Annotated in this window: 21 protein-coding genes and 1 pseudogene; 10 read left to right on the top strand and 12 right to left on the bottom strand. The window is 67.9% G+C overall.

From position 1 onward, the window contains the following. Positions 1–27 precede the first annotated feature (27 nt). The 4 genes from DIE15_RS10690 to DIE15_RS10675 all read right to left on the bottom strand — a co-directional run bounded on the left by DIE15_RS10690 (position 28) and on the right by DIE15_RS10675 (position 2,766). Positions 28–1,026: an NADP-dependent oxidoreductase gene (locus tag DIE15_RS10690; protein ID WP_124833172.1), complete on the bottom strand. Its 999-nt coding sequence runs from the start codon at positions 1,024–1,026 to the stop codon at positions 28–30. A gap of 107 nt (positions 1,027–1,133) precedes the next feature. Further along, on the bottom strand, positions 1,134–1,613 hold the full coding sequence (locus tag DIE15_RS10685) for a PaaI family thioesterase (protein WP_006753420.1): 480 nt from the start codon (positions 1,611–1,613) through the stop codon (positions 1,134–1,136). Beyond that, positions 1,610–1,927 carry a Dabb family protein gene (locus DIE15_RS10680; RefSeq protein ID WP_057925319.1) on the bottom strand — a complete coding sequence of 106 codons (318 nt, stop codon included), beginning with the start codon at positions 1,925–1,927 and terminating at the stop codon, positions 1,610–1,612. The genes DIE15_RS10685 and DIE15_RS10680 overlap by 4 nt, the downstream gene beginning before the upstream one ends. A 308-nt stretch (positions 1,928–2,235) precedes the next feature. Continuing rightward, positions 2,236–2,766, bottom strand: a complete 531-nt coding sequence (locus DIE15_RS10675) for an isochorismatase family protein (RefSeq protein WP_057925320.1) — start codon at positions 2,764–2,766, stop codon at positions 2,236–2,238. A 172-nt stretch (positions 2,767–2,938) separates the two neighbouring features. Here DIE15_RS10675 and DIE15_RS10670 point away from each other — a divergent pair. Continuing rightward, positions 2,939–3,454, top strand: a pseudogene (locus DIE15_RS10670) (hypothetical protein); the annotation flags it as partial. 146 nt (positions 3,455–3,600) lie between these two features. Here DIE15_RS10670 and DIE15_RS10665 read toward each other — a convergent pair. The 5 genes from DIE15_RS10665 to DIE15_RS10645 form a co-directional block, all read right to left on the bottom strand. After that, positions 3,601–5,001 carry a sensor domain-containing diguanylate cyclase gene (locus DIE15_RS10665; protein WP_057925322.1) on the bottom strand — a complete coding sequence of 467 codons (1,401 nt, stop codon included), beginning with the start codon at positions 4,999–5,001 and terminating at the stop codon, positions 3,601–3,603. A 313-nt stretch (positions 5,002–5,314) separates the two neighbouring features. Then, entirely contained in the window at positions 5,315–6,493 is a 1,179-nt protein-coding gene (locus tag DIE15_RS10660) for an acetyl-CoA C-acyltransferase (protein ID WP_057925323.1), read from the bottom strand. 43 nt (positions 6,494–6,536) lie between these two features. Beyond that, entirely contained in the window at positions 6,537–7,169 is a 633-nt protein-coding gene (gene pncA, locus DIE15_RS10655) for a bifunctional nicotinamidase/pyrazinamidase (RefSeq protein WP_057925324.1), read from the bottom strand. Positions 7,170–7,212: 43 nt separating this feature from the next. Next, a complete protein-coding gene (locus DIE15_RS10650) occupies positions 7,213–9,297 on the bottom strand; it encodes a 3-hydroxyacyl-CoA dehydrogenase NAD-binding domain-containing protein (protein ID WP_124833171.1) in 2,085 nt (694 codons plus the stop codon). Positions 9,298–9,482: 185 nt separating this feature from the next. Continuing rightward, positions 9,483–11,126: a 3-(methylthio)propionyl-CoA ligase gene (locus DIE15_RS10645; protein ID WP_124833170.1), complete on the bottom strand. Its 1,644-nt coding sequence runs from the start codon at positions 11,124–11,126 to the stop codon at positions 9,483–9,485. Between the two features lie 164 nt (positions 11,127–11,290). On the opposite strand from DIE15_RS10645, the gene DIE15_RS10640 reads away from it, so the two are divergent. The 5 genes from DIE15_RS10640 to DIE15_RS10620 all read left to right on the top strand — a co-directional run bounded on the left by DIE15_RS10640 (position 11,291) and on the right by DIE15_RS10620 (position 15,095). Continuing rightward, positions 11,291–12,859 carry a YdiU family protein gene (locus tag DIE15_RS10640; protein WP_124833169.1) on the top strand — a complete coding sequence of 523 codons (1,569 nt, stop codon included), beginning with the start codon at positions 11,291–11,293 and terminating at the stop codon, positions 12,857–12,859. 38 nt (positions 12,860–12,897) lie between these two features. Continuing rightward, positions 12,898–13,329 (top strand): peptide-methionine (R)-S-oxide reductase MsrB, encoded by a 432-nt coding sequence (gene msrB / locus DIE15_RS10635; protein WP_057925328.1) that lies wholly within the window; start codon positions 12,898–12,900, stop codon positions 13,327–13,329. A 124-nt stretch (positions 13,330–13,453) separates the two neighbouring features. Then, positions 13,454–13,984, top strand: a complete 531-nt coding sequence (locus DIE15_RS10630; RefSeq protein ID WP_057925329.1) for a septation protein A — start codon at positions 13,454–13,456, stop codon at positions 13,982–13,984. A 1-nt stretch (position 13,985) separates the two neighbouring features. Next, complete coding sequence (locus DIE15_RS10625; protein WP_057925330.1) at positions 13,986–14,294, top strand: BolA family transcriptional regulator; 309 nt, start codon at positions 13,986–13,988, stop codon at positions 14,292–14,294. A gap of 18 nt (positions 14,295–14,312) precedes the next feature. Continuing rightward, positions 14,313–15,095: a peptidylprolyl isomerase gene (locus DIE15_RS10620; RefSeq protein ID WP_057925331.1), complete on the top strand. Its 783-nt coding sequence runs from the start codon at positions 14,313–14,315 to the stop codon at positions 15,093–15,095. A gap of 172 nt (positions 15,096–15,267) precedes the next feature. Here the strand turns inward: DIE15_RS10620 and DIE15_RS10615 are convergent, their stop codons facing one another. Together DIE15_RS10615 and purL are read right to left on the bottom strand one after the other, a co-directional pair. Continuing rightward, positions 15,268–15,810 (bottom strand): GNAT family N-acetyltransferase, encoded by a 543-nt coding sequence (locus DIE15_RS10615; RefSeq protein ID WP_124833168.1) that lies wholly within the window; start codon positions 15,808–15,810, stop codon positions 15,268–15,270. Next, complete coding sequence (gene purL / locus DIE15_RS10610; RefSeq protein WP_124833167.1) at positions 15,810–19,874, bottom strand: phosphoribosylformylglycinamidine synthase; 4,065 nt, start codon at positions 19,872–19,874, stop codon at positions 15,810–15,812. Before purL ends, DIE15_RS10615 begins: the two co-directional genes overlap by 1 nt. Positions 19,875–20,204: 330 nt before the next feature. On the opposite strand from purL, the gene DIE15_RS10605 reads away from it, so the two are divergent. From DIE15_RS10605 to pgi, 3 genes are all read left to right on the top strand, one after another. Further along, entirely contained in the window at positions 20,205–21,509 is a 1,305-nt protein-coding gene (locus DIE15_RS10605; RefSeq protein ID WP_057925335.1) for an FAD-dependent oxidoreductase, read from the top strand. A 49-nt stretch (positions 21,510–21,558) separates the two neighbouring features. Further along, positions 21,559–23,103, top strand: coding sequence for an NAD(P)H-hydrate dehydratase (locus DIE15_RS10600; protein ID WP_124833166.1), 1,545 nt, complete (start codon positions 21,559–21,561; stop codon positions 23,101–23,103). A 112-nt stretch (positions 23,104–23,215) separates the two neighbouring features. Beyond that, on the top strand, positions 23,216–24,838 hold the full coding sequence (pgi, locus tag DIE15_RS10595; RefSeq protein ID WP_124833165.1) for a glucose-6-phosphate isomerase: 1,623 nt from the start codon (positions 23,216–23,218) through the stop codon (positions 24,836–24,838). A gap of 74 nt (positions 24,839–24,912) precedes the next feature. On the opposite strand, the gene DIE15_RS10590 is transcribed toward pgi, so the two are convergent. Next, a complete protein-coding gene (locus tag DIE15_RS10590; RefSeq protein ID WP_124833164.1) occupies positions 24,913–25,614 on the bottom strand; it encodes an ABC transporter ATP-binding protein in 702 nt (233 codons plus the stop codon). Here DIE15_RS10590 and DIE15_RS10585 point away from each other — a divergent pair. Beyond that, positions 25,613–26,293 carry an arylesterase gene (locus DIE15_RS10585; protein WP_124833163.1) on the top strand — a complete coding sequence of 227 codons (681 nt, stop codon included), beginning with the start codon at positions 25,613–25,615 and terminating at the stop codon, positions 26,291–26,293. The two genes, DIE15_RS10590 and DIE15_RS10585, sit on opposite strands and share 2 nt — an antisense overlap. Positions 26,294–26,345: the final 52 nt, after the last annotated feature.

Genomic DNA, 26,345 nt, shown 5'->3' with positions numbered 1-26,345 from the left:
CAAGCGTCACATGATGCCATGCGCGGGTCAGACGAGCTGCACGAGCTGCTTGCCGAAATTGCGCCCTTTCAGGAGCCCGACGAACGCCTCCGGCGCCCGCTCGAGCCCGTACGCGATCGTCTCGCGGTAATGCAGTTGCTTCGTCGCAACGAGTTCGCCGAGTTCAGCCAGCGCGGGCGACCACGCGTCGGGATGCTCGAACACGATGAAGCCCCGCATCGTCAGCCGCGAGCGCAGGATCAGGCCCGGATTCGCGAGCGGTACGGGCACGCCGTCGTAGCCGGCGATCATCCCGCACACGGCAATCCGGCCGAACGCGTTCATGCGCGCCATCGTCGCGTCGAGCACCGCGCCGCCGACGTTCTCGAAGCAGCCGTCGACGCCGTCCGGCGTCGCGGCAGCCAGGTCGTCGGTCAGCCGGCCGGCCTTGTAGTCGACGCACGCGTCGAAGCCGAGCGTGTCGACTACGTAGCGGCACTTGTCGGGGCCGCCGGCAATCCCGACCGCGCGACATCCGGCACGTTTCGCGAGCTGGCCGACGACGCTGCCGACCGCGCCGCTCGCCGCACTGACCACGACGGTTTCGCCGGCCTTCGGCGCGATGATCCGGTTCAGCCCGACCCACGCGGTCACCCCCGGCATGCCGGCCACGCCGAGCCATGCGGACAGCGGCACCCGCGACGTGTCGACCTTGCGCAGCCCGCTGCCGGTCGACGTGCCGTATTCCTGCCAGCCGAACTGGCCGACCACCTGCTCGCCGACCGCAAAATCCGGATGCCGGGACTCGATCACCTCGCCCGCCGTGCCGCCGATCATCACCTCGTTCAACGGCTGCGGCGCCGCGTACGACTTCGCATCGTTCATGCGTCCGCGCATGTACGGATCGAGCGACAGGAAGTGGTTGCGCACCCGCAGTTCGCCGTCCGCCAGCGGGGCGAGCGGGGTTTCGACGAGCCGGAAGTTGTCGGCGCTCGCGACGCCTTGCGGGCGCGACCCGAGCAGGATCTGGCGGTTGACCGTGTTCATTGCAGCCTCCCTGGCCTCATTCGCGCGTATCGTCGTCCCGCTGCGCATCCGAGCCTCAAAACGAAACGGCCCTGCCTGTGATCAGGCAGGGCCGCGCGTTCCGGCGCTTACGCGTCGCTCGGGCCGGGCTGGGCATCCGGTGCCGTGCGCGTGCGTTGCCGCTTGATGTCGCGGCCCACCGCGAGCCGCCGCATGTACTTGAACGTGCCGAGCGCCTTCGCGACGAAGTTGCCGTCGCTGTCACGCACTTCGCCTTCGCAGTACGCCATCGTCGTCGAACGATGCATCACGCGGCCATACGCGCGCAGTTCGCCGCGCCCCGGCTGCATGAAGTTCACCTTCATCTCGACCGTGACGACACCGACGCCGTCGTCGGTCAGGCTGCGCGCGGCCATCGCGAGCGCGATGTCCGACAGCGTCATCGTCACGCCGCCGTGCGCGATGCTCCACGTGTTCATGTGCCGCTCGTCGAGCGGCAGCACGATTTCGCTCGCCCCATCCTTCGCGGACACGAGCCGCACGCCGAGCAGATCGACGAACGGACTTTCAATCGACGGGCCGTCCGTCGGGGACGCCGCGTCGCTCATCGTGCCGCGCTTTCGGACAGATAGTCGACGCACTGGCGCGATTCGGCCACCGCAACGACGAATTTCTTCACTTCCTGGTGAACCGGGTGCACCTGATACGCATCGAGCGCGGCCTGGTCCGTGAAATCGGACACGAGCACGACGTCCGACGTCGCGTCGAGGCCCGGCGTCGCCACGCCGACGTCGAGTTGCAGAATACCCGGCACGAGGTCGCGGCAGCCTTCGAGCTTTTCCTTCAGCTTCAGCGCGTTCTGCGCGCGCGTGCCGCCTTCGGCCGATTCCTTCAGCTTCCACATGACGATATGTCTGATCACTTCCGTTGCTCCTGTTCGTGTTGATTCGCCATTCCGGCCGAAACCCTCGCCGGTCATGGATGTTCCACTGCTCCGCCATTCACGCGCGCCGGCAAGCGCGGCCGGCCACGGGAACGCGGATGTCCAAACGGGCATCATTTCACACCTGCGGCAGCGATGCCCGCTTTTTCTCCGCCTCTCTCGCCGATGCCAGGCCCCCGCTCGCGAGTGCCGGCCCGCCAGACTAGCCTGCGCCAACGAACAGTAACCAGAGGCTCGCCTGCCCGGTTGCCGACGTGGCGTTCCGGGCCGCACCCGGACGCCGTGATTCACTTGATCAGTTGCAGCACGTCGCGAAAACGCGGATGCCGGCTGGAGCCCAGCCATTCGAACCCGATCATCTCGACGGTCGCAATCTCCACGCCCTTCGCCCGGAGCCTGTCGATCGCCGCATCGCGATCCACCGTCTTGCGAGAGCCCACGGCATCGCGGACCACCGTGACTTTACGGCCGCTACGCAACAAGCCGAAGGCCGTTTGCAACACGCAGACGTGTGCCTCGCAACCGGCAACGATGACATTGCTGCGCTCGGCCGGAAGCGCATCGGCCAGACCATCCGCGCACGCGTCGAAATGGTCCTTGGCCACGGTCTCCGAGCACAACTCCTTGAGGTCCGACACGTTCTCGCCAAGCCGGAGCGGACTCTGCTCGGTACCGATGACCGGCACCTCGAAGATCCGCGCAATTCGGCCGAGCCGAACGGCCTGTGCCACGACAAGCGTCCCGTCGTGGATCGCCGGCATCAGTCGGGGCTGAAAATCAACCAATACGAGCACTGAATCGTCGGGTACGTGTAGCACCGCGCTTTCTCCAAAATAATGCAAAGGCGATCTCGACCGCCGACGATCGCCGATGAAACGCCCGGCTCCGCGAAGGACCGAAATCGAAAGCGGAGGAAGCCTCCAAGCCTACCAAATTTGTCGGCTTCGACGAGTGAACCGCGGGCATTGCAGTTCGTGACCGGAATTCAAAGGCGGCTTCGCGCTGCTGTTCGGCACGCCGCCGGACGACGAACTCCAGCGGCTCGTCACCGACGTCGGGATGCTGATCGCGAACCCCGCCTATGCGAGCCAGGCGCTGTGGCCGAAGTTCACGAGTTCCGCGTATCACGGCACGGTGATCTGGTCGTGGCAGCAGGCGATGTGGGTCGCCGGGCTCGATCGGCAGCTCGCGCGCCAGGACCTGTCGGACACGACGCGCACGCTGCTGACGCAGGCACGGCAGACGATCTGGCAAGTGATCTCGAACGGACGCGACATGCGCACGTCGGAGATGTGGACCTGGTCATACGTCAACGGCCAGTACCAGACCGATGCATTCGGCACGCGCAGCGCGGATGCGACCGAGGCCAATGCGGCGCAGCTATGGAGCACGACGTATCTCGTGATCCGCGATCCGCAACTGCGCTCGGGCAAGTACTGGTGGCAGGCGTCGCAGCGGATGCGGGATGCGCAGCCCGAGAAAGCGGCGGCCGTTGCGTCGCGATAGATGACCTGCCAGTCAAACGAAAGCCCCGCACGCGGATTCACGTGCGGGGCCTCGTCCAGGTTGTCCGCGAACCGCGGTGTCCGTCACATCGCCCCATCGTGCTGCATTTGCACGCGCCGCGTCGCCGGATGCGCGGCGGTCGTTCGTCAGTGCGCGACCACGCGATTGCGCCCGTCGCGCTTGGCCTGGTACAGCCGTTCATCGACCGCGCGCAGCAGCGCATCGACCGTGCTGCCGTCGACGCCGTACTGCGCGACGCCGACGCTGACCGTCACCTGCACGCGCTTGAAATCCAGCCCGAACGGCGAACTCGCGATCGACGAACGCACGCGCTCGGCCGTCATGCGCGCGCCTTCGAGCGGCATCTCGGGCAACAGCGCCATGAACTCCTCGCCGCCGACCCGCGCAAGCGCGCCCGCCGGACGAATCGCCTCGAGACACTGGCGCACGACGCCGCGCAGCACCTCGTCGCCGATCTGGTGCCCGTACGCGTCGTTGATGTGCTTGAAGTTGTCGAGATCGAGCGCGAGCAGGCAGAACGGCGTGCCGTCGCGCTCCGCGCGGACGATCTCGCGCTCGATCTGCGCGATGAACTGACGGCGATTCGACGCCCCCGTCATCGGATCGGTCGCGGCCATGTACTCGAGCTTCTGGTTCGTGCGCCGCAACTCCTGCAGCGCACTCTCGGTGCGCGCCATCGATTCCGACAGCCGGCTCATCAGGTCCTCCTGGCTGTAGATCGCCGAGAACGAGCGGGTCGTCTGCAGCGCCTGGACGACGCCGTAGCTGAGCAGGAAGAATCCACCCGCGAAGATCGCATGCGCGAGCCACCACATGTGGTTCCACGGCTTGCCGAGCATGAACGCGAGCGACGACAGCGCGAACGCCATGATCGACATGCCGTAGATCACCATCAGCGGCGAACGGATGCGCCGTGCAAGCAGCACGCCGACATTCAGCAGCGAAAACACCAGCGCGCCGCCTTCCATCGACATCCGCGTGCCCAGCGCGCCGGCGATCGGCGAATACGCAATGTACGCAACCGCCACGTTGATGGTCATGAAAAACGCGATCCACGGCAGCCAGGTTCGCGCACGCGTACGCTTCTCCGCGCGATCGGGCGGATCCGAATACGACAGCAGGCCCGTCAGCAACAGGATCGACATCACGAGACGAGACGCGGGTCCGTACAGCAGGAACAGCCAGATATTGTGGTGCGCCATCCCGGTGAAAAGACCGTGCAGCGCGTAGATCATCGCGAAACCGAGAAAGCCGAGTGTCAGCCAGCGCAGCAGCGGCTCGCCGGACGACCGGTAGCACACCCACGTTACGTACGTGACGAACGCGCCCTCGAGGGTTGCGGCCGCGATCGCGATTTCATGGAATGCGTGGCTCTCGAACACGACGTGCGGGTCGCTGAAGAACCACAGATAGCCAATCAGATAGGCCGGCAGCAATGCGAATCCGACCAGCAGGCATTTTGCGTAGAGCCTCGCGGCCGCGCTGACGACGCGCGGCGGTTCCCCGGCTGCATAGATCGTGCTCAATTTATTCCCCGTTCGGTCTGCTGCGTGGTTCGAACGTCCACGGCGCCGGAAACGCACGATGCATCGTCTTCGCCGGCTACCGGAAACGCGCCGCGTGCGGTGGTGCGACGCACGCGCTGGCCCATCCCGCCGAAAGGCAAATGTCAGAGCAAGTATAGATGCGGCAATTCGTTTGACAAGTAAGGGGAAACGGCAACATCGAATCCGCGCCGTTTATCTCCCGACCCTTACGAATCGTATGCAATGGTGCCGATTCGTCGCGCGGTCGCGACTTCCGTCGAAGGAAGCCGCAACCGCCGCACAGCCAAAAAAATCAGATGATTTCGAACAGGCCGGCCGCCCCTTGCCCGCCGCCGATGCACATCGTGACGACCACGTATTTCACGCCGCGCCGCTTGCCTTCGATCAGCGCATGGCCCGTCAGGCGCGCCCCCGATACGCCGTACGGATGGCCGACCGCGATCGCGCCGCCGTTCACGTTCAGGCGGTCGTCAGGAATTCCGAGCGTGTCGCGGCAGTACAGCACCTGCACCGCGAACGCTTCGTTCAGCTCCCACAGGCCGATGTCGTCGACTTTCAGGCCTGCCTGCTTCAGCAGCTTCGGCACCGCGAATACCGGGCCGATGCCCATCTCGTCCGGCTCGCAACCGGCCACCGCGAAACCGCGGAACACGCCGAGCGGCTGCAGCCCTTCGCGCTGCGCGACATCCGCGTTCATCACCACGCATGCCGACGCGCCGTCCGAGAACTGGCTCGCGTTGCCTGCGGTGATCACGCCGCCCGGCACGGCCGAACGGATCTTCGACACGCCTTCGAGCGTCGTGTCGGGCCGGATGCCTTCGTCGGCCGACACCGTCACGTCCTGCGTGAACAGCCGGCCCGTCGCCTTGTCGGCGATGCCCGCGCGCACGGTGATCGGCACGATCTCGTCACGGAAGCGCCCGGCTTCCTGCGCGGCCGCGGCCCGCAGTTGCGACTGCACGCCGTACTCGTCCTGCCGCTCCTTCGCGATGCCATAGCGCTTCGCGACGTTCTCCGCCGTCTGCAGCATGTTCCAGTAAATCTCGGGCTTGTGCTGGACGAGCCAGCCCTCCTGGATCATGTGGTGGTTCATCTCGTTCTGCACGCACGAGATCGATTCGACGCCGCCTGCGACATACACGTCGCCCTCGCCCGCGATGATCCGCTGTGCGGCGAGCGCGATCGTCTGCAGTCCAGACGAGCAGAAACGATTCACCGTCATCCCCGGCACGCTCACCGGCAGGCCGGCGCGCAGCGCGATCTGCCGCGCGATGTTGGCGCCGGTCGCGCCTTCCGGGTTCGCGCAGCCCATGATCACGTCCTCGATGCGCGCGGGGTCCAGCTTCGCGCGTTCGAGTGCCGCGGCGACCACGTGGCCGCCGAGCGTCGCGCCGTGCGTCATGTTGAATGCGCCGCGCCACGATTTCGCGAGCGGCGTGCGTGCGGTCGATACGATTACGGCTTCGGTCATGCGAATCTCCTTCGGTCCTGCTTCATGTCCTGATGGGAATGCGCTACGCCGTCGGGCGCGCGCCCGCGGACGTCACATGTGCGACGCCCGCCGCCTGCATCTGTTGCCATGCGTGCGCGAGCGACCCGTTCAGGTCGATCGCGCGGCACGCATCGTTGATCACTGCGGCTTCGAAACCGGCCGCGCGCGCGTCGAGCGCCGACCACGCGACGCAATAGTCGGTCGCGAGGCCACAACACCACACGCGCTTCGCGCCGAGTTCGCGCAAATAGCCGGCGAGCCCCGTGCGCGTCGTGCGGTCGGCTTCGACGAACGCGGAATAGCTGTCGACCTGCGCGTCGCCGCCCTTGCGGATCACGAGCCTCGCATGCGGGATGTCGAGGTCGCGATGCAGCGCCGCGCCTTCGGTGTCCCGCACGCAGTGCACGGGCCACAGCACCTGCTCGCCGTACGGCAGCGCGAGCGTCGAGAACGGCTCGCGCCCCGCATGGTTCGCCGCGAACGACACGTGTTCGCGCGGGTGCCAGTCCTGCGTGAGCACGACCTGGTCGAAGCGTTGCGCGAGCGCGTTGATCACCGGCACGACCGCGTCGCCGTCCGGCACCGCGAGTGCGCCGCCCGGCATGAAGTCGTACTGCACGTCGATCACGAGCAACACGTCGTCAGTGCGTTTCATTTCAATTCTCCTTGCGAGCCAGGTCGTGCCGTTACGCGGGCCGTCAGCCGTTGAACCCGCGCCCGGCCGCCGCCAGCTCGACGATCGACGGCGCGAGCTGCCACGCATCGCCGTTCGGTGCGGCCGCGTAGTGGCGGATCGCCCGTTCGACGTTGTAGAGGCCGACCATGTCCGCGTACAGCATCGGGCCGCCACGCCACAGCGGGAAGCCATACCCGGTCAGATAGACCATGTCGATGTCGGACGCCTTCGACGCGATCTTCTCCTCGAGAATCTTCGCACCCTCATTGACGAGCGCGAACACGAGCCGCTCGACGATCTCGTCGTCGCCGATCTTGCGCCGCTCGACGCCGCGCTCCTTCGAATACGCGACGACCATCTCGTCGACGAGCGCCGACGGCTTCGCCTTGCGCTCGCCCGGCACGTAGTCGTACCAGCCGCCACCCGTCTTCTGGCCGAAGCGGCCCTGCTCGCACAGGCGGTCGGCGATCTTCGAGTACTGCAGATCGGGCTGCTCGACATAGCGGCGCTTGCGGATCGCCCAGCCGATGTCGTTGCCGGCGAGGTCGCTCATCCGGAACGGGCCCATCGCGAAACCGAACTTCTCGATCGCACGATCGACCTGCGCGGGCAGCGCGCCTTCCTCGAGCATGAAGAGCGCCTGGCGGATGTACTGCTCGATCATCCGGTTGCCGATGAAGCCGTCGCACACGCCCGACACCACCGCCGTCTTGCGAATCTTCTTGGCGACCGCCATCACGGTGGCGAGCACGTCCTTCGCGGTCTGCGCGCCGCGCACGACCTCGAGCAGCTTCATCACGTTCGCGGGACTGAAGAAGTGCATGCCGACCACGTCCTGCGGACGCTTCGTGAACGCGGCGATCTTGTCGACGTCGAGCGTCGACGTGTTCGACGCGAGAATCGCACCCGGCTTCGCCACCGCGTCGAGCTGGCCGAACACCTGCTCCTTCACGCCGAGTTCCTCGAATACGGCCTCGACGATCAGGTCGGCATCCTTCAGGTCGTCGTAGGACAGCGTCGGCGTGATCAGCGCCATGCGCGCGTCGAGCTTCTGCTGCGTGAGCTTGCCCTTCTTTACCTGCGCGTCGTAGTTCTTGCGAATCGTGGCCAGCCCGCGGTCGAGTGCGTCCTGCTTCGTCTCGAGGAGCGTGACGGGCAGCCCCGCGTTGATGAAGTTCATCGCGATCCCGCCGCCCATCGTGCCCGCGCCGATCACGCCGACGCGGCGAATCTCGCGCACCGGCGTATCGGCCGGCACGTCGGGAATCTTGCTCGCCGCGCGCTCGCCGAAGAACGCATGGCGCAGCGCGCGGCTTTCCGGCGTCATCATCAGCGCGACGAAGCCGTCGCGCTCGGCGACGCTGCCCTTGTCGAAGCCGTTCAGCACGCCGGCCTCGATCGCGTCGATGCACTTGTGCGGCGCGGGGAAATTCGGCGCGGCGGCGCGCGCCGAATTGCGCGCGAACTGGATGAAGCCCGCGGCGTTCTCGTGGACGATCTTGCGATCGCGCACGCGCGGATGCGGCCCCTTCTGCGCGCCGACCTTGCGCGCGAATACGACGGCCGCGTCGAGCAGGTCGCCGTCGGCCATTTCGTCGAACAGCCCGCTCGTCGCGAGCTGCTCCGACGGCACCGGCGCGCCCGACACGATCATGTTCAGCGCGGTTTCGAGCCCCACCGCACGCGGCAGCCGCTGCGTGCCGCCGGCGCCCGGCAGCAGGCCGAGCTTCACTTCAGGCAGCGCGACCTGCGCACCGGGCGCCGCGACACGATAGTGCGCGCCGAGCGCGAGCTCCAGGCCGCCGCCCATCACGACGCTGTGCAGCGCCGCGACGACCGGCTTCGCGCTCGCCTCCACCGCGCGGATCACGGTGTGCAGCGTCGGCTCCTGCAGTGCCTTCGGGGTATTGAATTCGGTGATGTCGGCGCCGCCCGAGAACGCGCGGCCCGCGCCGGTCAGGACGATCGCCGTGACCGACGGATCCTGCACGGCGCGATCGAGCGCCTCCAAGACGCCCTGGCGCGTCGACAGGCCGAGCCCGTTGACGGGCGGATTGTTGAGCGTGATGACGGCCACGCCGTCGCGAATCGAGTAATCCACTGCCATCTGCCTGCCTCCATGCATCGCGCGCCGGGGTGGCTGCGCTTCATTGTGCGCGGTCGAACAGCCGCATGTCCGGATCGAACGGAGGCAGCATACAACAAAAAAGCACGGTCGTTCAATTTGAATTTTTTCCCGACCCGGGGGCCGGATCGGGCGACCGCTCGGTGGACCCCGTCGCCGGTCCCGGCTTACGGCTCGCAGACCGCTGTCGGCAGCACGTAGTCGCGGAACGTCTCGCGCAGCTTCAACTTCTGCAGCTTGCCGGTCGCGGTGTGCGGCAGCGATTCGACGAACACGACGTCGTCGGGCACCCACCACTTCGCGACCTTGCCCTCGTAGAACGCGAGCAGCGCGTCGCGGGTCAGGTTCGCCCCCTCGCGCGGCACCACGACGAGCAGCGGACGCTCGGTCCATTTCGGGTGCGCACACGCGATGCACGCGGCTTCGGCGACGCCCGGGTGCGCGATCGCGACGTTCTCGATGTCGATCGAGCTGATCCACTCGCCGCCCGACTTGATCACGTCCTTGCTGCGGTCGGTGATCTGCAGGAAGCCATCGGGGTCGATCGTCGCGACGTCGCCGGTCGGGAACCAGCCGTCCGACAGTGGCGACGTATCGCTCTTGAAGTAGTGATCGATCACCCATGGCCCGCGCACCTGCAGTTCGCCGAACGCTATGCCATCCCACGGCAGTTCGTGGCCGTCGTCGCCGACGATCCGCATGTCGACGCCGCAGATCACGCGCCCCTGCTTCTCGAGCAGCCGGCGCTGCGCGTCGAGCGGCCGCTGCGACTGCGCCCAGTTCAGCTTCGCGAGCGTGCCGAGCGGCGACAGCTCGGTCATCCCCCACGCGTGGATCACGCGCACGCCGTATTCGTCCTCGAACGTGCGCAGCATCGCGGGCGGGCATGCGGAGCCGCCGATCACCGTGCGGTTCAGCGTCGAGAAGCGCACGCCGGCCTCGCGCATGTAGTTCAGCAGCCCGAGCCACACGGTCGGCACGCCCGCGGAGAACGTCACGCGCTCGGCCTCCATCAGTTCGTACAACGACTTGCCGTCGAGGTCCTTGCCGGGCAGCACGAGCTTGCCGCCCGTGAGCGGCACCGCGTACGGCAACCCCCATGCGTTCACATGGAACATCGGCACGACCGGCAGCACCGCATCCAGCGCCGACAGGTTCATCGCGTCGGGCAGCGCCGCACCGTACGCGTGCAGCACCGTCGAGCGATGCGAATACAGCACGCCCTTCGGGTTGCCGGTCGTGCCCGACGTGTAGCAGAGGCCCGACGCCTGCAGTTCGTCGAGGCGTGGCCAGTCGTAGCGGCCGTCCTCGGCGTCGACGAGCGTTTCATAGCACAGGTACGGCGTCGCACCGGACGGCAGGTGCGCTGCGTCCGTCATCGCGACCCAGCCCTTCACGTGCGGGCATTGCGGCGCGATCGCATCGACGAGCGGCGCGAAATTGATGTCGAAGAAGACGTAGCTGTCTTCCGCGTGATTGACGATGTAGGCGATCTGCTCGGGAAAGAGGCGCGGGTTGATCGTATGGCACACGGCGCCCATCCCGCCGATCCCGTAATACGCCTCCAGATGCCGGTAGCCGTTCCAGGCCAGCGTGCCGACGCGCTCGCCCGATTCGACGCCGAGCCGTGCGAGCGCCTGCGCGAGGCGCTTCGCGCGTTGCTCGCAGTCGCGGTACGTGTAGCGATGCAGGTCGCCTTCCACTCGCTTCGACACGATCTCCGTGTCGCCCGCATAACGCGCGGCATGCGCGATCAGCGACGACACCAGCAACGGCATGTCCATCATCTGGCCCAGCAACGGCTTACCCATCGTCTTGTTCTCCCTGAAGGACGCGAATCGGTGACCAGCCTCGAAGCGGTGCGCCTGCCTGCTGCCCGTCCACGGACCGGACAGGCCAGACGCCGGGCGCGCGGGCTACCATGCGGGCGGCGCGGCGCCGCCTTACAATATCGGCTTACCCAGAGGCGCTCAACATGTCGTTTTCCCGAAGCGCAGCCGATACGGCTGACACTCTCCCCGACCTCGCCGCCACGCTCGGCACGCCGGCCGATGACGCGTTCGTCACGCTCGGCGACGCGTTTCATACGCGGCTGCCGGCCGCGCCGTTGCCCGCGCCGTACGTCGTCGGCTTTTCCGACGAAGTCGCGCAGTTGCTCGGCCTGCCGCCCTCGCTCGCGGCACGTCCCGGATTCGCCGAGCTGTTCGCCGGCAACCCGACGCGCGACTGGCCCGCGAACGCGATGCCGTACGCATCGGTGTACTCCGGTCACCAGTTCGGCGTATGGGCCGGCCAGCTCGGCGACGGCCGCGCGCTGACGGTCGGTGAACTCCCCGGCGCCGACGGCCAGCGCTACGAACTGCAGCTCAAGGGCGGCGGCCGCACGCCGTACTCGCGCATGGGCGACGGCCGCGCGGTGCTGCGTTCGTCGATCCGCGAATTCCTGTGTTCGGAAGCGATGCATCATCTCGGTATTCCGACCACGCGCGCGCTCACGGTAATCGGCTCCGACCAGCCGGTCGTGCGCGAGGAGATCGAGACGTCGGCCGTCGTCACGCGCGTGTCGGCGAGCTTCGTGCGCTTCGGCCACTTCGAGCACTTCTTCTCGAACGATCGCCCGGACCTGCTGCGCCAGCTCGCCGATCACGTGATCGACCGCTTCTACCCGGCATGCCGCGATGCCGACGATCCGTACCTCGCGCTGCTCGAAGCCGCGATGCTGCGCACGGCCGACCTCGTCGCGCAATGGCAGGCGGTCGGCTTCTGCCATGGCGTGATGAACACCGACAACATGTCGATCCTCGGCGTGACGATCGATTACGGTCCGTTCGGCTTCGTCGACGCGTTCGACGCGAACCACATCTGCAACCACTCCGACACGAGCGGCCGCTACGCGTACCGCATGCAGCCGCGCATCGCGCACTGGAACTGCTACTGCCTCGCGCAGGCGCTGCTGCCGCTGATCGGGCTGCAGCACGGGATCGCCGATGACGATGCACGCGCCGAGCGCGCGGTCGACGATGCGCAGGCCGTGCTCGCGAAGTTTCCGGAACGCTTCGGCCCCGCGCTCGAACGCGCGATGCGTGCGAAGCTCGGCCTCGAGCTCGAACGCGAGAACGACGCCGAACTCGCGAACAAGCTGCTCGAGACGATGCATGCGAGCCATGCGGACTTCACGCTGACGTTCCGTCACCTCGCGCAGTTGTCGAAGCACGACGCGAGCCGCGACGCGCCGGTGCGCGACCTGTTCATCGACCGCGACGCGTTCGACGCGTGGGCGAACCTCTACCGCGCGCGGCTGTCCGAGGAGACGCGCGACGACGCGGCCCGCGCGGCCGCGATGAATCGCGTGAACCCGAAATACGTGCTGCGCAACCATCTGGCCGAAGTCGCGATCCGGCGCGCGAAGGAAAAGGACTTTTCCGAAGTCGAACGGCTCGCGCAGGTGCTGCGCCGGCCGTTCGACGAACAACCGGAACATGAAGCGTATGCGGCATTGCCGCCCGACTGGGCCGGGTCGCTCGAAGTGAGCTGCTCGTCGTGACCCGCACGACCCGGCCGACCGATCAGGAGAACTCTCACATGTCACACGATTCCGACGATAAAACCTACCCGTACCGGAAGGACGATGCCGAACTGCGCCGCCGGCTCACGCCGATGCAGTACGAGGTCACGCAGCATGCGGCGACCGAGCGCGCGTTCACCGGCGAATACACCGACACCGAGGACGCCGGCATCTATAAATGCGTCGTCTGCAGCACGCCGCTGTTCGAATCCGGCGCGAAATTCCATTCGGGCTGCGGCTGGCCCAGCTACTTCAAGCCGCTCAACGGCGAGGTGATCGACGAGAAGATCGACCGCTCGCACGGGATGGTGCGTGTCGAAGTCCGCTGCAACCATTGCGGCGCGCATCTCGGCCACGTGTTCGAGGACGGCCCGCGCGACCAGACCGGTTTGCGGTACTGCATCAATTCGGCTGCGTTAAACTTCGAGTCCCGACCCGAAAACGAATGAGCGGTGCCGGACGGATCGATCGGGCAGCCTTGCCGGCTGCTCCGATCCCGGACGGTGGCGCCTGGCGGGTCCCCACAACGGTGAAAGGCCGCGCAATGCGGCCTTTCACGCAGCTGCGAGCGCCATGAAATTCCTGTTCGATCTGTTTCCGATCATCCTGTTTTTCGCCGCCTTCAAGGTCTGGGGCATCTTCACCGCCACCGCCGTCGCGATCGTCGCGACACTGGCCCAGGTCGCGTGGGTCGCCTTCCGGCACCGGAAGGTCGACACGATGCTGTGGGTCAGCCTCGGCGTGATCGTCGTCTTCGGCGGCGCCACCCTCGTCCTGCATGACGAAAAATTCATTCAATGGAAACCGACTGTGCTGTACTGGCTGTTTGCGATCGGGCTGTTCGCCGCGCGCTATGCGTTCGGCAACAACCTGATCGAGAAGATGATGGGCAAGCAGCTCACGCTGCCACACCCCGTGTGGGACAAGCTGAATGTCGCGTGGGCGCTGTTCTTCGCGGTGCTCGGCGTCGCGAACCTGTACGTGGTACACAACTTCACCGAATCGCAATGGGTGAACTTCAAGCTGTTCGGCACGACGGGCGCGATGGTCGTATTCATCATCCTGCAGAGCCTGTGGCTCACGAAGTACCTGAAGGACGAATGACATGACCGACGCCTTTCTGAACGCCTCGCCCGACGAACGCATCGCGCTGATCGAAGCGCGCCTCACCGCATCGCTCGCACCGCTGTCGCTCACCGTGCGCGACGACAGCGCGCAGCACGCGGGTCACGCCGGCGCGGCTGCGGGCGGCCACTTCACGGTCACGATCGTGTCGGCCGCCTTCGCGGGCAAGCCTCGCGTCGCGCGGCATCGGCTGGTGTATGATGCGCTCGCTGATGCGATGCAGCGCGGCATTCACGCGCTTGCGATCGTGGCTTACACGCCCGAAGAATTCAACGAATCTTCAATCTAGTCTCAACAGGAATTCCCGATGATCCTGAAATCCCCCCGCCTGTGGGTCGCGGCGGCTGCTTTTGCAGCGGCACCGGCATTCGCCCAGAACATCGCCGTCGTCAACGGCACGCCGATTCCGAAGTCGCGCGCCGATGCGATGGTCGCGCAGCTCGTCCAGCAAGGCCAGACCGACAGCCCGCAACTGCAGCAGGCCGTGCGCCAGGAACTCGTGAACCGCGAAATCCTGATGCAGGAAGCGATCCGCGAAGGCATCCCGAACCGTCCGGACGTGAAGGCGCAGGTCGCCGTCGCGCAGCAGACGGTCGTGCTGCGCTCGATGATCGAGAGCTTCCTGAAGAAGAACCAGCCGACCGACGCGGAAGTGAAGGCGCGCTATGACGATCTCGTGAAGGGTGCCGGCGGCAACCGCGAGTACCACCTGCACCACATCCTCGTCGACAGCGAGCAGCAGGCGAAGGACCTGATCGCGAAGATCAAGGCCGGCGCGAAGTTCGAGGATCTCGCGAAGCAGTACTCGAAGGATCCGGGTTCGGGCAAGAACGGCGGCGATCTCGACTGGTCCGACCCGAAGGCGTACGTACCGGAATTCGCGGCGGCAGCGCAGAAGCTGCAGAAAGGCCAGATGACCGACACGCCGGTGAAGACGCAGTTCGGCTGGCACATCATCCGTGTCGACGACATCCGCGACATCGCCCCGCCGCCGTTCGACCAGGTGAAGGCGCAGATCGCGCAGCAACTCGTGCAGCAGAAGCTGCAGGCGTTCGAGGAAGGTCTGCGCCAGCAGGCGAAGATCCAGTAACGTCGGCGACGCTCGCTTACGCAAAGGCCGCTCTCTGTGGAGCGGCCTTTTTCTTTTTCAGGTGCGCTTGCTTGCGGTCAACCGATCCACACCGCGGCCGCGCACAAGAAAAAGCCGCTTCAAGGCGGCTTTTCAGAACGGCAGGATCACGTACGGGCAGCGCAGCGAACCGCTATGCCGGATAGAACGCAGCGTGATAACGGACCTCCCCCGACGGCCGCGGCGCGGCGTCGTCGAACGCCAGCGCGAGGAAATACTCGGGTGGCGCCCCCGGGAACACGAGATCGCCGGACGGCGCGAAGTTGAAACGCGCGTAGTACGCGGGATCGCCGAGCACGACGCAGCCGCGCGCACCGAGCCGGCGCAACGCGTCGAGCCCCGTGCGCACGAGTCCCGCACCGATGCTCTGGCGCTGGCACTCGGGCCGCACCGCGAGCGGCGCAAGCCCATACCACGCGTGGCTGCCGGCCGGCTCGCCGCCGATCGACACCGGCGAGAACGCGACATGGCCGATCACGCGGTCATCACGCTCCGCAACGAGCGACACGCCGAGCGCGCCGTCCGCGCGCAGCGCGTCGACGATCTGCCGCTCGAACTGCCCGTGCTGCGGTTCGCCCTCGAACGCAGCCACGATCACGCGACCGATCGCCTCGACGTCGCTCGCGCGTTCGTCGCGCAGCGTGACGATCTCGACCGGTGCGTGCGGATCGAACATCAGCCGATCCAGCGGCGTGCGTTACGGAACACGCGCATCCACGGGCTCGCTTCGTCCCACCCTTCCGGATGCCAGCTCATCGTGACCGTGCGGTGCACGCGCTCCATGTGCGGCATCAGCACCGAGAAGCGGCCGTCGGCCGTCGTGACCGACGTGATGCCGGCCGGCGACCCGTTCGGGTTGAACGGATAGCGCTCGGTCGCTTCGCCGCGGTGGTCGACGTAGCGCATCGCGACCGCGACGCGATCGATGTCGCCCTGCTGCGAGAAGTCCGCATAGCCTTCGCCGTGCGCGACCGCCACCGGAATCCGCGAGCCTTCCATCCCTGCGAAGAAGATCGACGGCGACTTCTCGACCTCGACGAACGAGAAGCGCGCCTCGAACTGCTCGGACTTGTTGCGCGTGAACTTCGGCCACGCTTCGGCACCCGGAATCATCGACGCGAGGCTCGACAGCATCTGGCAACCGTTGCAGATGCCGAGTGCAAACGTGTCGGGGCGCGCGAAGAAGGCCGAGAACATGTCGGCAAGGTTCGCGTTGAAGCGGATCGTCTTCGCCCAGCCTTCGCCGGCACCCAGCACGTCGCCGTACGAGAAGCCGCCGCACGCCACCGCGCCCGCGAAATCGGCGAGCGTCGCACGACCGGCCAGCAGGTCGCTCATGTGCACGTCGTGCGCATCGAAGCCCGCGCGGTCGAACGCGTACGCCGTTTCAAGGTGCGAATTCACGCCCTGCTCGCGCAGGATCGCGACGCGCGGGCGAGCGCCCGTCGCAATGAACGGCGCGGCGATGTCGTCGGCCGGATCGAACGTCAGCACCGGCGAGATGCCCGGGTCGGCCGCATCGAGCAGCGCGTCGTATTCGGCATCCGCACACGCGGGGTTATCGCGCAGGCGCGCGATGCGCCAGCTCACTTCACCCCATGCACGATGAAGTTCGGCGCGCGGCGCGTCGAAGATCTTCTTCGCGTCGCGGTACACCTCGATCACGTCGCGATCGTTGACCGTTCCGATCACGTGCGAGCACGCCGACAGGCCGAACTCGCGCAGCGCGCCCAGCACCGCGTCGCGATCGGCCGCGCGCACCTGCACGACGGCGCCGAGCTCTTCCGAGAACAACGCGCGCAGCGTGCGATCCTCGCGACGGCCGCTCGTCTGCTTCGCCCAGTCCTTCGCGTCGCCGTAGTCGGACTCGTGATTCGGGTCGAGCGTCAGCATGTCGACGTTCAGCGACACGCCCGCGTGACCCGCGAACGCCATTTCGCACACTGTCGCCCACAGGCCGCCGTCCGAGCGGTCGTGGTACGCGAGCAGCTTGTCTTGCGCGTTGAGCGACTGGATCGCGTTGAAGAAGCGCTTCAGGTCTTCCGGATCGTCGACGTCCGGCGTCGCATCACCGACCTGCTGCGTGACCTGCGCGAAGATGCTGCCGCCCATCCGGTTCTTGCCGCGACCGAGATCGATCGCGATCAGCACGCTGTCGCCTGCGTCGGCGATGCGGCGCAGTTGCGGCGTCAGGTGACGGCGCACGTCCTCGACCGGCGCGAACGCCGAGATGATCAGCGACACCGGCGACACCACTTCCTTCGCGATGCCCTGCTCGTCCCACTTGGTCTTCATCGACAGCGAATCCTTGCCGACCGGAATGCCGATCCCGAGCGCCGGGCACAGTTCCATGCCGATCGCCTTGACCGTGTCGAACAGCGCGGCGTCCTCGCCGGCCGTGCCGCATGCGGCCATCCAGTTCGCCGACAGCTTCAGCTTGTCGAGCGACGCGATCGGCGCGCTCGCGATGTTCGTGATCGCCTCGCCAACGGCCATGCGGCCCGATGCCGGCGCGTCGATCACCGCGAGCGGCGTGCGCTCGGCCATCGTCATCGCCTCGCCCTTGAAGCCCGCGTAGTCGAGCGCGGTCACCGCGCAGTCGGCCACCGGCACCTGCCACGGGCCGACCATCTGATCGCGCACCGACGTGCCGCCGACCGAACGGTCGCCGATCGTGATCAGGAACGACTTGCTGCCGACCGTCGGGTGCTTCAGCACGTCGACCGCGACTGCCGACAGCGCGACGCCCGTCACGTCGACCGGCGCACGCTCGGTGGCGACACGCGTGACGTCGCGGTGCATGCGCGGCGGCTTGCCGAGCAGCACCTCCATCGGCATATCGACCGGGTACTCCTCGACGCCCGTCGCTTCGTCGTCGACGAGCTTCAGCTCGCGTTCGTCGGTCGCGACGCCGACCACCGCGAACGGGCAGCGCTCACGCGCGCAGATTGCCTCGAAGCGCGGCAGGTCGGCCGGCGCAATCGCCAGCACGTAGCGCTCCTGCGCTTCGTTCGACCAGATTTCGCGCGGCGACAGGCCCGATTCCTCGAGCGCGACCTTGCGCAGTTCGAAGCGCGCGCCCTTGCCCGCGCCGTCCACGATTTCGGGGAACGCGTTCGACAGGCCGCCCGCGCCAACGTCATGGATGCTCAGGATCGGGTTTTCCGCGCCGAGCTGCCAGCAGCCGTTGATCACTTCCTGTGCGCGACGCTCGATTTCCGGGTTGCCGCGCTGCACCGAATCGAAGTCGAGTTCGGCCGTGTTCGCGCCGGTCGCCATCGAGCTCGCGGCGCCGCCGCCCATCCCGATCCGCATGCCGGGGCCGCCGATCTGGATCAGGAGCGAGCCTGCCGGCACGTCATGCTTGTGCGTATGTTGATCGGCGATGTTACCGAGGCCGCCCGCGATCATGATCGGCTTGTGATAGCCATGCACCTTCCCGCCGACGTTCTGCTCGTACACGCGGAAGTAGCCGCCGAGGTTCGGGCGGCCGAATTCGTTGTTGAACGCGGCGCCGCCGAGCGGGCCGTCGATCATGATCTGCAGCGGCGATGCGATGCGATCCGGACGGCCGTACGGGCCATGCGCGTCGTTCGGGTTGCGCTCGCCGACCGGCTGAGCCGCGTCGCGTGCGTTTTCCCACGACTGGCGTGCGTCGGGCAGATCGAGGTTCGACACGGTGAAGCCGGTGAGGCCGGCCTTCGGACGCGCGCCGCGGCCCGTCGCGCCTTCGTCGCGGATCTCGCCGCCCGCGCCGGTCGCCGCGCCCGGGAACGGCGAGATCGCCGTCGGGTGGTTGTGCGTCTCGACCTTCATCAGCGTGTGCGTGAGCTCGGTGTGGCGGCCATAGCGTTCACCAGGCTCGCCGGCCGCACCCGCGTTGCGCGGGAACCAGCGTTCGGCTTCGGCGCCGACCATGATCGACGAGTTGTCCGAATACGCGACGATCGTCCCCTGCGGGCTCAGCTTTTCGGTGTTGCGGATCATCGCGAACAGCGACATGTCCTGCTCCTGCCCGTCGATCGTCCACTGCGCGTTGAAGATCTTGTGGCGGCAATGCTCGCTGTTCGCCTGCGCGAACATCATCAGCTCGACGTCGGTCGGGTTGCGTTCGAGCTTGCGGAACGCGTCGACCAGATAGTCGATCTCGTCGTCGGCAAGCGCGAGACCCAGCTCGACGTTCGCGCGCTCGAGCGCGCCGCGGCCGATGCCCAGCACGTCGACGGTTGCGAGCGGCTTGGCCGGCAGTTCGTCGAACAGGTGCTTCGCGTCGTCGCGCGCGGCGACCACGCTTTCGGTCATCCGGTCATGCAGCGCGGCCGCGACCGCTGCGCGCGCATCGTCGGACAGCGCCTTCTTGCCGCCGAGCAGGCCCGACTTCAGCGTGACCGTGAACTCGACGCCGCGCTCGATGCGGCGTACCTGCGTGAGGCCGCAATGCTGCGCGATATCGGTCGCCTTGCTCGCCCACGGCGAAACCGTGCCGAAGCGCGGCAGCACGACGAAGGTCTCGGCCGTCCCCTTTTCGGCCGCCGGCTCGAACGGCGCGCCGTAGTGCATCAGCGCGTCGATGCGGGCGCTGTCGTCGGCCGACAACGGCTCGACCGCATTGACGAAGTGCAGGAACTGGCCGCGCACCGCGACGATGTTGGCGTCGATTTGCCTGAGCGTGTCGAGCAGACGGGTTTGACGGAAATCGGAGAGGGCCGAAGCGCCGGGAAAACACGAGAAGTGAGCCATGGGCTGGACTGACGTCGATGAGTCGCGCGAGGTGGCGACGTGGGGCGAAAGGAAGGCCGTAATTATACCCGGAAGTCGGTCGCCCCAGACCGGCTGATCGGCACGGGTCGCGCACCGCGACGGTGCACCGGCACCCGCGCGCCCAACCGCCCCGCCGGGCCTGCGTGCGCGGCCGCGGCAACCGGCGGCGGCACGACGGCGGAACAGGATAGGCTCGCGTGGCGCCGGTTCGCGCGATTTTGGCGCTATCATTCCCGGTTCACCGGGCCGCGGGCCCGTCAGCGAATTCTCACCGGGCGGCTTGTGCGCCGCCCGTCATCGAAGCAATCCATGGATGTCATCGTCATCGGCGGCGGAATCAGCGGCGTCGCCACCGCCTACCAGCTGCGCGCGGCCGGCCATCGCGTGTGCGTGGTCGAACGCCACGCGACCGTCGCGCAGGGCTCGACCTACGGCGACGGCGGCACGCTGCTGCCGAGCCCGCTCGACGTCTGGTTCGGCCCGACCTTCATGCGCCAGCGCCAGCCGCGCGACACCGGCATCGTCTACAAGCCGGGCTTCAACGGCGGCGTGCGCCGCTTCGTCAAGCAGCTCGCCGCGCTGCGCGAGCCCGACGCATTCGCCGCGCAGTACGCGCGGCTGCGCCCGCTGATCGACGCGTCGCGCGAGTCGCTCGCCGACATCGAGGCGCGCTTCCAGCTCGAATTCGAGCAGAAACCGGGGATCCTGCACGTCGTGCGCGACCCGCGCGACTGGGAAGCGCTGCAGCCGGCACTCGACCTGCTGCGCACGCTCGACCAGCCGTACCGCGTGCTCACCGCCGACGAATGCGCGGCACTCGAGCCGTCGGTGCCGGCCGAGCCCGGCTTCGCCGGCGGCGTACTGCTCGAGAGCGAGCGCACCGGAAACTGCCCGTTGTTCGCGAAGCTGGTCAAGCAAACGCTCGACGAGCATGGCGTGCAGTTCCGCTTCGGCGCGGACGTCGCCGCGATCCGCGTCGACACCGGCCGCGCCGCGGTCGAGCTCGCAGCGCCGGCCGGGGGCCGGCATGCGACGAAGGCGCGCGAGGTCGACGTGATTTCGGCCGACGCGATCGTGATCGCCGCCGGCGCCGGCAGCCTGCCGCTGCTCGAGCGGCTCGGCTGGCGGCTGCCGCTGCATCCGGTCCGCGCCCATACGCTGACCGCGCCGGTCGCGTACGAAGAACATGCACCGCACCTGAGCGTCGTCGATTCGATCAAGCGGATCTCGATCACGCGCACCCATCAGCGGCTGCGCGTCGGTGGCGGTGCCGTGCTGCAGAGCCTCGCCGACACCGCGAAGCCGCTCCCCGAGCCGCTGTCCGAGGCCGCGCTCGCGCTGCTCGGCCAGGCCGTCCACGACTGGGTGCCGGGCGCCGCGAAGATTTCCGCGGCCCTCTCGTGGCAAGGCACGCAGCTGCTGTCACCGGACGGCCTGCCGGTCGTCGGTCCGACCCCGCATTCGCGCGTGTTCGTCAATTTCGGCCACGGCCCGGCCGGTTGGGGCCTCGCGTGCGGGTCTGCTAAAGTGGTGACCGACTGTCTGGGCGGCGACACGCAGCAGTGGCCCGCCGACACCCTCGCCGCGCTGAGCGCCGCGCGCTTCACGACCTGACCGCCGCGGGCCCGTCCCGGGCGGCTCCCTGCCCGCCGCCATGACCCCGATGACGAATGCCCGCCCGCTTCCCGATCCAGCCCCGCTCGCGCTGCTGCGCGTCGCCGACCTGCGCGCGGCCGAGACGGCCGCAACCGCCGAACTGCCGCCGCACACGCTGATGGGCCGCGCGGGCGCCGCCGCCGCGCGCTGGCTGTCCGAACGGGTCGCCGGCGACGAACGTCCGGTCTGGTTCGCGGTCGGCCCCGGCAACAACGGCGGCGACGCACTGGTCGCCGCCGCGCAACTGCAGCAGCTCGGCGTCGCGACGCAGGCGTGGATGCCGGTGCCGGTCAAGCCGGACGATGCGCAATGGGCGCTCGGCCTCGCGCGCGCGGCCGGCGTGCCGCTGTCGACCGAACCGCCCGCCTCGCTCGACGATTACGCGTGGGTCGTCGACGGTCTGTTCGGCATCGGCCTCGGCCGCGCACTCGACGGCCCGTTCGCCGCACAGGCCGCGCGCATCGCCGCACACACACGAAACGGCGGCCGCGTGCTCGCGCTCGACGTGCCGAGCGGACTGGACAGCGACACGGGCCGGATCGTCGGCGCGGGCGTCGCCGTCGCCGCAACGCATACGCTCACCTTCATCGGCGCAAAGCCGGGCCTTTACACCGGCGACGGCCGCGATCTCGCCGGCGAGATCGACGTCGCGTCGCTCGACGTCGCACCGCCTGCAGCACCCGCCGTCCTGCTGAATGCGCCGGCACGGTTCGCCGCCGCGCTGCCCGCTCGCGCGTTCGCGTCGCACAAGGGCACGTTCGGCAGCCTCGCGGTGCTCGGCGGCGACACCGGCATGTGCGGCGCGCCGATCCTCGCCGCGCGTGCCGCGCTGTTCGTGGGCGCCGGCAAGGTGCATGTCGGCTTTCTCGGCGCCGGCGCGCCGCCGTACGATCCGCCGTTTCCCGAACTGATGCTGCACCCGGCCGACGGCCTCGACCTCGATGCGATGTCCGTGATCGCGGCAGGCTGCGGCCTCGGCACGCGCGAGGCCGCGGCAACCCTCGTGCACGACGTGCTCGCGCACGACGCCGTGACGCTGCTCGACGCCGACGCGCTGAACCTCGTCGCGACCCACGCCGATCTCGCCGCCGCCGTTGCCGCTCGCGGCGCGCGCGGCATCGCGTGCGTGCTGACGCCGCATCCGCTCGAGGCAGCGCGGCTGCTCGGCAGCGACACCGCGACGGTGCAGCACGACCGGCTCGCTGCGGCCCAGGCGCTCGCCGCGCGCTACGCGAGCATCGTCGTGCTGAAGGGTTCGGGCACGGTGATTGCGGCGCCCGACGGCCGCCTCACGATCAACCCGACCGGCAACGCCGCGCTCGCGACCGGCGGCACCGGCGACGTGCTCGGCGGCCTGATCGGCGCGTTGCTCGCGCAGCGCGTCGCCCCGTACGAGGCGGCGCTCGCAGGCGTGTACCTGCACGGCCTCGCGGCCGACACGCTGACCGCGAACGGCACGGGCCCGGCCGGCCTCACCGCGGGCGAACTCGCGCCAATGGTGCGCGCACTGATCAATCGCCTTTTTTACCCGTCGCCGCGCGCCGCCATATAACGCCGCTATACTGGGTGCCCCCGCCGCACGGCGGGTCCTCTCGTCCGCCGGCCATCCGATCCCGATGCGCCGGCGCGGCATTCCTCCCGATTCACGCTTCACTCGAACCGCCATGACGCTGAATTCGCTCCCCGCCTGGACTGCCCTTCAATCCCACTTCGAACAGATCCGCCATGCGCGGCTGCGCGACTGGTTCGCACCGGAAAACGACCGCGCGCCGACCCGTGCCGAACGCTTCACGATCCCCGGCGGCGGCCTTGCGGCCGATTTTTCGAAAAACCGCATCGACGACGACACGCTGCGCCTGCTCGTGCAGCTGGCCCGCGAAGCGGGCGTCGAAGCGCGCCGCGACGCGATGTTCGCCGGCGAGATCGTCAACCCGACCGAAGGCCGCGCCGCGCTGCACACGGCATTGCGCGCGACCGACCCGCACGCGCCGTTCCATGCGCAGGTCAGCGCCGAGCGCGCGAAGATGGCGACCTTCGCACGCGCCGTGCGCAGCGGCGCGTGGACCGGCTACACCGGCAAGCGCATCCGCCACGTGATCAACATCGGTATCGGCGGCTCGGATCTCGGGCCGAAGATGGTCACGCACGCGCTGCACCATGTCGCGACGCCGGAGCTCTCGACGCACTTCGTGTCGAACGTCGACGGCGCCGATCTCGCGCGCGTGCTCGAACAGGTCGATCCGGAAGAAACGCTCGCGATCATCGTGTCGAAAACGTTCACGACGCTCGAGACGATGACGAACGCACGCTCGCTGCGCGACTGGTTCGTCGCGCGCGGCTGCCCCGAGGACGCGCTCGCGAAGCACTTCGTCGGCGTGTCGGCAAACCCGGCCGAAGTCGTGAAGTTCGGGATCGCCGCGGACAACGTGTTCGAAATGTGGGACTGGGTCGGCGGCCGCTACTCGCTGTGGTCGGCGGTCGGCCTGTCGATCATGATCGCGATCGGGCCCGAGCAGTTCGACGAACTGCTCGCGGGCGCGAACGACATGGACCGCCATTTCCGCGAAGCGCCGCTCGAGCGCAACCTGCCGGTGCTGCTCGGCCTGATCGGCATCTGGTATCGCAACTTCTTCGGCTCGCAGAGCTATCTCGTCGCGCCGTATTCGGAAGCGCTGCACTACCTGCCGTCGTACCTGCAGCAGCTCGAGATGGAAAGCAACGGCAAGTCCGCGCGCCTGGACGGCACGTTCGTCGACTACCCGACGTCGGCCGTCACGTGGGGCGAGCCGGGCACCAACGGCCAGCACGCGTTTTTCCAGATGCTGCACCAGGGCCCGACGATCGTGCCGATCGACTTCATCGCAGTGCTCACGCCCGAGCATCCGCTCGCGAGCCATCATCCGAAGCTGCTCGCGAACTGCTTCGCGCAAAGTGAAGCGCTGATGCTCGGCCGCACGCTCGACGAAGCGCGCAAGGTCGCCGGGCCGGCCAAGGAAGCGCTCGCGCCGCACCTGACGTTCCCCGGCAACCGTCCGACGACGACGCTGCTGGTGGATGCGCTGACACCGCGCACGCTCGGCGCGCTGATCGCGCTCTACGAGCACAAGGTGCTGGTGCAGGCGACGGTGTGGGACATCAATCCGTTCGACCAGTGGGGTGTCGAGCTCGGCAAGATTCTCGGCAAGGTCGTCGAAGCCGACCTGTCGGCCGAGTCGGTCGATCCCGCGAAGCACGATTCGTCGACGACCGCACTGATCGAGCGCGCGCGTGCGGCGCTCAAGCGCTGACGCGACGACGTCATGCGCATGCCGTTCGCGCGGGGCGATGTGCCGCGCGAACGGCGCAAGAATTCAGTGTCGCGCTACGCCGCGGGCGGGGCGACGATCCGTCCTGTGTCGAGGGTGACCATCGTCACGCAGCGCCGCGCGAGTTCGGCATCGTGCGTGACCAGCACGAGCGTCGCGCCGTGCGTGCGATTCAGTTCGAACATCAGGTCGATGACCGCGTGGCCCGTGGCCGCGTCGAGGCTGCCGGTCGGTTCGTCGGCGAACAGGATCGACGGATGCGTGACGAACGCGCGCGCGAGCGCGACGCGCTGCTGCTCGCCGCCCGACAGCAGCTTCGGATAATGTGCGGTGCGCTCGCCGAGACCGACCTGTACGAGCAGCGCGCGGGCACGCTCGGCCGCGTCGCGCGCACTGATGCCGCCCTGCAGTTCGAGCGGCAGCATCACGTTCTCGAGCGCCGTCAGGTGCGGCATCAACTGGAACGACTGGAACACGAACCCGACTGCGCCGTTGCGCAGCGCGGCGCGCTCGTCCTCGTCGAGCTGGTCGAGCGCGCGGCCGAGCAGGCGAACCGTGCCGCTCGTCGCGCTGTCCAACCCCGCAAGCAGGCCGAGCAGCGTCGATTTACCCGACCCCGATGCACCGACGATCGCGAGGCTGCTGCCGGGCCGCACGGCGAGCGTGATGCCGTCGAGGATCGTCAGCTCGCCCGTAGCGTCGGCGACCCGCTTGCACACGTCATGGACTTCGATGATCGGATCGGTAATCTTGAACATGGACACGACATTCCGCTGGAAAAGACGCACGGCGCTCGCCGTGCTGCTGGGTACGCTGCTCGCAGTAACCGTGCCCGCGCGCGCCGCGACGGCGGCGGCCTCGGCATCGGGCCAGGGCCGGCCCGCGCTCGTCGTGCTCGGCGACAGCCTGTCGGCCGAATACGGGCTGCCGCGCGACACCGGCTGGGTGGCGCTGCTGCGGCAACGGCTCGCGACCGAGCGAATCGATTATAGCGTCGCGAACGCAAGCGTCAGCGGCGACACCACGAGCGGCGGGCGTGCACGGCTGCCCGCGGTGCTGCAACGGCTCAAGCCGTCGATCGTCGTCGTCGAGCTCGGTTCGAACGACGCGCTGCGCGGCGTGCCGCTCGCGACGACCGAGCAGAACCTGCGCGGCATCATCGCCGATGCGCGGCAGGCACGCGCGAAGGTCGTGCTGGTCGGCATGTACGTACCGCCCAACTACGGGCCCGACTACACGCAGAAATTCCACGCGGTCTATACGCGACTGTCGAAGGAGTTCGGCGTCCCGCTCGTGCCGTTCCTGCTGGCCGGCATCGAGAACAAGCCGGAGATGTTCCAGTCGGACCAGATGCATCCCGCGCAGCAGGCGCAGGGCATCCTGCTCGACAACGTCTGGCCGGCGCTGAAGCCGCTGCTCGGCAAGCCGCGCGGCTGACCTGACGACTCGCCGCCGGAAAGCAAAAAGCCCCGCTTCGCGCGGGGCTTTT

This window comes from Burkholderia sp. Bp9031 (assembly GCF_003857965.1).
In the GTDB taxonomy this organism is placed as follows: domain Bacteria; phylum Pseudomonadota; class Gammaproteobacteria; order Burkholderiales; family Burkholderiaceae; genus Burkholderia; species Burkholderia ambifaria_A.
This window is presented reverse-complemented; position numbering and strand designations above follow the sequence as displayed.